Annotated in this window: 7 protein-coding genes and 1 other RNA gene; 1 reads left to right on the top strand and 7 read right to left on the bottom strand. The window is 60.6% G+C overall.

Annotation, left to right across the window (positions count from 1 at the left end; translation table 11 throughout):
* Positions 1-1,059: class II fumarate hydratase (locus tag VOI29_RS20720; RefSeq protein WP_323783219.1), on the bottom strand; the 1,059-nt coding region annotated here is incomplete at its 3' end.
* Positions 1,060-1,277: 218 nt separating this feature from the next.
* On the opposite strand from VOI29_RS20720, the gene VOI29_RS20725 reads away from it, so the two are divergent.
* Complete coding sequence (locus VOI29_RS20725; RefSeq protein WP_323783222.1) at positions 1,278-1,844, top strand: hypothetical protein; 567 nt, start codon at positions 1,278-1,280, stop codon at positions 1,842-1,844.
* Between the two features lie 88 nt (positions 1,845-1,932).
* Here VOI29_RS20725 and VOI29_RS20730 read toward each other — a convergent pair whose 3' ends face one another.
* The 6 genes from VOI29_RS20730 to VOI29_RS20755 all read right to left on the bottom strand — a co-directional run bounded on the left by VOI29_RS20730 (position 1,933) and on the right by VOI29_RS20755 (position 6,856).
* On the bottom strand, positions 1,933-2,406 hold the full coding sequence (locus VOI29_RS20730; RefSeq protein ID WP_323783225.1) for an SspB family protein: 474 nt from the start codon (positions 2,404-2,406) through the stop codon (positions 1,933-1,935).
* 117 nt (positions 2,407-2,523) lie between these two features.
* Entirely contained in the window at positions 2,524-3,795 is a 1,272-nt protein-coding gene (chrA, locus tag VOI29_RS20735; RefSeq protein WP_323783228.1) for a chromate efflux transporter, read from the bottom strand.
* A complete protein-coding gene (locus VOI29_RS20740) occupies positions 3,792-4,607 on the bottom strand; it encodes a sulfurtransferase/chromate resistance protein (RefSeq protein WP_323783231.1) in 816 nt (271 codons plus the stop codon). The genes chrA and VOI29_RS20740 overlap by 4 nt, the downstream gene beginning before the upstream one ends.
* A 140-nt stretch (positions 4,608-4,747) precedes the next feature.
* A complete protein-coding gene (locus tag VOI29_RS20745) occupies positions 4,748-5,173 on the bottom strand; it encodes a nuclear transport factor 2 family protein (RefSeq protein WP_323783234.1) in 426 nt (141 codons plus the stop codon).
* A gap of 305 nt (positions 5,174-5,478) precedes the next feature.
* Positions 5,479-5,831, bottom strand: a transfer-messenger RNA (tmRNA) gene (ssrA, locus tag VOI29_RS20750).
* A 296-nt stretch (positions 5,832-6,127) separates the two neighbouring features.
* A complete protein-coding gene (locus tag VOI29_RS20755; protein ID WP_323783237.1) occupies positions 6,128-6,856 on the bottom strand; it encodes a FadR/GntR family transcriptional regulator in 729 nt (242 codons plus the stop codon).
* Positions 6,857-7,096: the final 240 nt, after the last annotated feature.

Raw genomic sequence — 7,096 nt, forward strand, 5'->3', positions numbered from 1 at the left:
CTGCGAGCCTGCAAACTTGATCGCCGCGTCATTGCCCATCACATGCGCCGCCACCTGGGTCAGCGCCTCAGCCTGGGTCGGGTTGACCTTGCCTGGCATGATCGATGAGCCTGGTTCGTTCTCCGGCAGGATCAGCTCGCCCAGGCCGGAGCGCGGGCCGGAGCCGAGGAAGCGGATGTCATTGGCGATCTTATAGCAGCTCCCGGCGATGGTCGCGAGCGCTCCGGACAGGAACACCATGGCGTCATGGGCGGCCAGTGCTTCGAACTTGTTGGGGGCGGTGACAAAGGGCAGGCCGGTAATCTCTGCCATGTTGGCGGCAACTTTCTCGCCCCAGCCTTTCTGGGTGTTCAGCCCGGTGCCAACCGCGGTACCGCCCTGGGCCAGTTCATAGATGCCGGGCATCGCCGCTTCGACCCGCGCCAGACCCTGACGGATCTGATGCGCATAACCGCCAAATTCCTGGCCCAGCGTCAGCGGGGTGGCGTCCTGGGTATGGGTGCGGCCGATTTTGATGATGTCCTTGAACGCCTCGGCTTTGGCCTCCAGCCCTTCGGCCAGTTTGGTCAGGCCGGGCACCAGCACATCGCGCACGCTCATCGCGGTGGCGATATGCATGGCGGTGGGGAATGTGTCGTTCGAGGACTGGCCCATGTTGCAGTGATCGTTTGGGTGCACCGGGTCCTTGGAACCGATGACGCCGCCCAGGATCTCGATCGCGCGGTTGGCGATAACCTCGTTGGAGTTCATGTTGGACTGGGTGCCGGAACCGGTCTGCCAGACCACCAGCGGAAAGTTGTCGTCGAACTTGCCGGCAACAACTTCGCTGGCGGCCTGGATCACGGCATCACCGATCCTTGCATCCAGCTTGCCCGACTCCTTGTTGGCCATGGCGCAGGCCTGCTTGATCACCCCCAGCGCGCGCACAATGGCGACAGGCTGCTTTTCCCAGCCGATCGGGAAGTTCATGATGGAACGCTGGGTCTGGGCGCCCCAGTATTTGTCTGCGGGGACCTCAAGCGGGCCAAAGCTGTCGGTTTCGGTGCGGGTTTCGGACATCCGTCTTCTCTCCGTTGGGTATGCGATTGTATGCCGTGTAGCCTGCGCAGTGCCGCGGCGCAATTGGCCAGTTGCGCGCAGCATAGCCAAAAGGCAGGTGAGGTATAGTATCGATTTGGCGCAATCCAACCCACGCTGTTGCTTCAATCCATGCTATGGTTACAGTGAGCGGGATGGGGCGGGAAACGGGCGATTTTGTATCCGGAAAGGAAAAGAACGTGCCAATCCGTCTGTGTGCTGTTCTGTCAGTGAAATCCCTGGCTGTGCCTGCATTGGCAGCCTGTGTTCTGCTGTGCGGAGCTGTGCAGGGGATTGCCGCAGGTATTGCGCAGTTTTCCGGCGAATATGCAGGCAGCGTCGACGTCGTCAAAGCGGATGGCGACATTGATCCCCGGGATATGAGCGTCACCATCCATGAGATGAAAAAAGGGTTCACTATTGAATGGACCGCGACCACCGAAAAGGATGACGGCCGCAAAAAGACCAAGACCTATGAAATCGAATTTCTGCAAAGCGGGCGCGAAGGTGTCTACTCTGCGGCGATGACGCGCAATGTGTTTGGTCACGCGGTGCCGCTGAACCCGATGGAGGGCGAACCCTTTGTCTGGGGGCGCCTGACCGGCGATACGCTGACAGTCTTTTCGCTGTTTATTCACCCGAACGGCGACTACGAAATGCAGCAGTATGACAGGACCCTGGCCGATGGCGGGCTGGAGCTGGTTTATATTTCACGGTTGAACGGCGAACCGCGCCGCAAGCTGGAAACCTTCCTGGCCAGGCAATAGGCCAGGAAACCAGCGGGACATGCAAAAACAGGACATGAAAACGGCAGCTGGCCGGGCTGCCTGATACTGCGTCAAGAGGCAGTGCCGCCTATTTGCGGAAGCTGTCCAGTGACACGACATCCGCGTCTTTCTTGTCGTTCTCTTGCTCCTCAGCGTCGTTCGGTTCCTCAGCCGGATCCATCACCGTGGAGTAGCCTTCCGGCTCTTCATCGGCGGACTCGAACCGCAGTCCGAATTCCACTGACGGGTCCACAAATGTGCGGATTGCGTCATAGGGGATATAGAGCGGTTCCGGGGAGTCACCGAAGTTCAGAGTGACCGCAAAGCCGTCCTCATCCACGGTCAGATTGTCGAACCAATGCTGCATGACCACAGTCATCTCACCCGGATACCGGTCGGACAGCCAATCGGCCAGTTCCACATCCGGGTGGGCTGTATCGAAGGTGATGAAAAAGTGGTGGTTACCGGGCAAGCCGTTGTCAGAGATATCCTGCAGCACGGTCCGGATCAGGCCGCGCATGGCAGAGTGCATCAGGTTGCCATAGTCGATTTCACGGGACATGCAGTCACCCTTTGTTCATTTGTTCCCAGCATAGGAGATTCTGGCGGAAACAAAAGGGCAGCCTTTTCACGGACCGAAAATTTCTTGCGGCTGACGGCACTTTGCGGGCATCGGCAGTCAGCTGATTGCAAACGGGAATTCTGCAATGGCCAGACCGGCTGCTGCCATCACTGCCAGCAGCAGCAGCATATTACCGCGCACCACCCAGTCGGCAAGCGGCGCCAGCAGAACCAGCAGAACCGCTGTGCTGTTCATGCTGCTCCAGACCGGAACAGGCATGTGCAGAATACCGGCCTCAAACACCTGCGTTCCGGTAAAGGCCACATGTATCATGAACCACACGGACAGGTTCAGAATGACACCCGCCACCGTGGCCGTTACCGCCTTCAGCGCCATGCCAAGCCGTGGATGCGCGGCGATACGCTCAACATAAGGCGCCGCGGCAAAGATCCACAGAAAACATGGCATGAAGGTCGCCCAAAGCGCCACCGCGCCTGCAGCCAGGAACAGCCCGGACCCGCCCTGCGTCAGTCCGGACAACATGGCGACGAACTGGGTGACCAAGATCAACGGGCCAGGGGTTGTTTCGGCCAGGCCCAGGGCATCGATCATCTGCCCGGCGCTGATCCAGCCGAATTGGCTGACCACGGTCTGGCTGATATAGGCCAGCACCGCATAGGCACCGCCAAAGGTCACCACGGCCAGTTTGGAAAAGAACCAGCCGATGTCCGCCAGAAAACCTGCTCCGGACAGCGACAAGGCAATCAGCGGCAGCAGCCACAACCCGCCCCAGACCGCAATTATGCGCAGAGTGCTGCCATTGCGGGCAGGCGTGTTGTGTGCGGGATCACCGGTGCTGCTGTCTTTGCGCAGCAGGCCAAAGCAGGCGGCGGCCAGCACCACCATCGGAAACGGCAGGTTGAACAGGAACAGCGCTGCAAAGCCGAACCCCGCCAGCGCCCAGTCCAGCGGATGGTTCAGGGCTTTGCCCGCCAGCCGCCGCAGCGCTTGCAGGATAATGACAACCACCGCCGCCTTGACCCCCAGAAACGCGGATTGCACCGCGGGCAGGGTGCCGTATTGCGCATAGAGCCAGACCAGCGCCGCAATCACCGCCGCACCCGGCAGCACAAACAGCAGCCCCGCCAGCAGCCCGCCGGCGGTGCCGCGCATCCGCCAGCCGGTATAGGTTGCCAGCTGCATCGCCTCCGGCCCCGGCAGCAGCATGCAAAAGGAAAGGCCGCGCAGGAAGCTGTCTTCGCTCAGCCAGGGGCGGTCTTCAACCAGCTCCTTGTGCATCACTGAAATCTGCGCCGCGGGGCCGCCAAAGCTCAGTACCCCGATACGCCCGAAGACACGGAACATCTCCGTCCAGCTGGGGGGGCTCATGCTGTCCGGTCCGCGGGCCAGTCGTGGCCTTCGCCCTGGCCGTCACGAGCCCAGCGGTATAGCGCATCATATAGGGTCATGCCTGCCTCAAGCTGCTGATGGTCGTCCTTGAACTGGCGCGCCAGCCCGACCGAGAGGGCCAGCAGCCCCGCTGCCTCGGGCGCCAGGTCGTGCCGGTTGGTGTCGGCGCCTCTTACAACCAGGGACAGCCTGTCCAGCGCCGGTGTCCTCAGCCCGAATTCGTCCAGCATGGTGTCAAAAGTGCAAAGCGGCCCGCGATGCGACCAAAACACGTCCTCAACATCAAACGGCGTGGCGCCAAAGCGGTCTGCAACTCCGGCCACCTCTGACGGCGAGACATACAGAATACGCGCTTTGGGATCCACAAAGCGGCGGATCAGCCAGGGGCAAGCGATGCGGTCGATCTTGGGGCGGTGGCGGGTCACCCACAGAGTGCTGCCGCCCTCCGGGGCAGGCAGGGCGCTGGCAGGGATCCGCGGCGCATCTTTCAGGGTTCGCCAGGCAAACATGCCGCCCTGCAGATATTCCGCCTCAATCCCGTCATTGCGAAGCCAGGCGGCCATGCCTTGCGACAGTTTAATGCCCTTCTGGCAGATCACCACGCAACACCGCCCGTCGAGGCGGGCCTTGAGGCCATCGATATCCCGATGGGGATGGCGGCAGGAACCGGGGATCAGAAACGGATCCGCGGCAAAGTCCTCGTCAATGCAGATATCCACCAGCACCGGCGCAGTGGGCGTGCCGATCAGACGCAGGAGCTGGGCAGGGGTGATTTCATTCGGGGCAGCCATGAGCATGTCTCCTCGCGAGCAAGGTTAACATGCGAACCTTGGGCTTGTCGCCTCACGGGGCGTTCGCGTTTGTCCCCATAGCTCTTAGAGACCGCATTTGCGGCAGCCTTGTCAAGGCTGCACGAGGCAGTCAATGCGGGTCACTTCAACCGTTCGCCTGTCATGCAAACCGCGAGGGCCTCGGGCGGCAGCTGTCCCAGTTTCTCAAACATCTGGAAGTAGTCCATATTGGAGTGCAGTTCGGCGATCCTGCCCTCCTCCACCCGGGCCATCAACTGACCGGTGATCTGGAAGGGCGTGCCATCGCTTGGCTTGCTGGTGCGAACCAAAAGCCGGATGGCAACCCAGTCGGCGGCTTCCATTGCATGGGTGAAGGTGACTGTCATCGGCCCCAGCAGGTTGCGCAGAGCCGCGACAACTTCGCCATAGTCGCATTCAGGTTCTGCAAGGGCAGCGATTGCGCCGGAAATCAACGTGTCTGGGGTCATCACTTCGGCAACTGCGTCCATATTCCCTTTGCGCCAAACCTGTTCGAACCAGTAATACAGCAGCCGGGTCACAGGCATATCAGCCGGGCTTGCGGGGTCAAAGGGGGCTGCCATGGCCGGGGCGCAATCCGCTGTATGCTGCGTTAGACCGAGCGCAGGCGCTGTCCGGCGCGGGGACACTGGGTCAAATTCGGGTTTGCTGATAGATTTGGACATCTTCATTCTGAATGCGTTCTTCTCCGGGCAGATAGCGGCGGGTAGGGGCAGGCCGCAGACCGGTTTTGTTTCAAGCGTCGGTGATATCGCTGCCGCCAGCAGATTTGAACCGCCCATACGATAATTCCGGCAGGTTGGCGTGACAGCAATTTAGTCTCAGGGCGGAAAGTGCAGGTTTCTGTTGCCAGGTACCTGCGAACCCCGCCTTACACTGCTAGGCGCAAGGACTTAGTTTCGGCGACTCGAACTGCTTACGCAGCCAGAGCCATTGCCGGAGCACGATTGTCATTTGCAATTGTACTGTTTGGGCCGGTACGGTGGCACCCCGCCGAGACAAAGCTAACCCCTTTAGACGTCCGTCGATCCTGTTTCGACCCCATGATCCCCAAATGAAGGATGTTTGGTGGAGTCGCCGGGTACCGCCCCCGGGTCCGATCCGCTTATTACGAGCGCGTTTATGTCCATAGTTCCGCAAGGGAACAGTGGCTATATAGTCTGCTTCTTTCGGGTTGCAAAGGGGGGAACCGGAATTCTGCGAGGAATCCGGTCAGATTTCAGGCGCGGAGGACGGGTCATCTGCCGCTGGCCGAGCCGCTGAAAACCCTAGTAGGACTTTGGCCATTTCCCGCACCGGGAAACGGCGGTGTCACGCCAGCCTAGGGATCTTGGTATTGTTCCGGAAAACAATCACTTGACCGTGGTTTTGCACTGCTTGGAAGGCACAGATATCGTGCAGCCGGATGTCAGATTAAAGTGCCGAACGGGGGGGGACCTTGGCCCCGGTGTTCGGTTCACGGTCAGAAATGTGCCGCGCTTCTACTTATGCGCCCGGGCCGCAAAGACATCGGACGCCAGCTTGCGCGTTTCGTTTTCCAAGTCTTGCAGGCCTGCGGTGGCAGCGCCGCCGTTACCTTCTTCAATGGCATCGGCAATGCGGGTGTGAAGGCCGGTGATCACCTCGCGGTCGCGGGCGGTGAAGGTGATCATGTTCATCAAGGGTTGCATCGCCTCCACCGCGCCGGCCAGCTGATAGGACAGCACCGGATTGCCGGCCCCGTCCACCAACGCCCGGTGAAACGCCACATCGGAGGCGCAAAATGCCACATCGGTCAGCCCCGGCTGACCCTGGCGGAAGATCTCTGTCCGCATAGTGGCCAGGTGATCGGCGCTGCGCCGCGCTGCCGACAGCGGCGCACAGGCACGCTCCAGCGCGTAACGCGCCTCGCAAGCGGTATCAAAACTCACCGCGTTCATGCTCAGCAGCAGGGTCGAGGTGGTGACCTGCTGTGAATAGGCGTCCTCAAAGCTCAGACGGTTCACAAACGCCCCGCCGGAGGCGCCGCGCTGGGTGCGGATCAAGGATTGCGCAGCCAATCGCTTCAACGCTTCCCGCACGGTGGAGCGGGAGACCTGAAACTGCTCCGACAACTCGCTTTCGGACGGCAGCCGCTCATCCACGATCAGCGCCCCCGAGATGATGGCATCCTTGATAGCCTGCGCTATCTGAACCGAAAGATCGGCGGAACTGTTGGGGTCAATCTTCATGCTCAGGCCCTGACGCAGCACTACGCCGGAGGTGCCCCGGCAAAAAAAACATTTGTCCGACATTTAAAAGTCTGACATTTAAAATGCAAGGTGTGAGTCGGGAGAATGCAATGCTCGGATCATCCATGCGCAACGTTCTGCGGCTTGGGCTCATAGCCGCCATACCGGCGTCCGGTGGAGGGTTTGTTCCATGAACGCCGGCATGGGGCTGCAACTAACCGGCCGTCCCGGTTCTATAGC

The sequence above is a fragment of the Leisingera sp. genome, assembly GCF_034669605.1.
Classification (GTDB): domain Bacteria; phylum Pseudomonadota; class Alphaproteobacteria; order Rhodobacterales; family Rhodobacteraceae; genus Leisingera.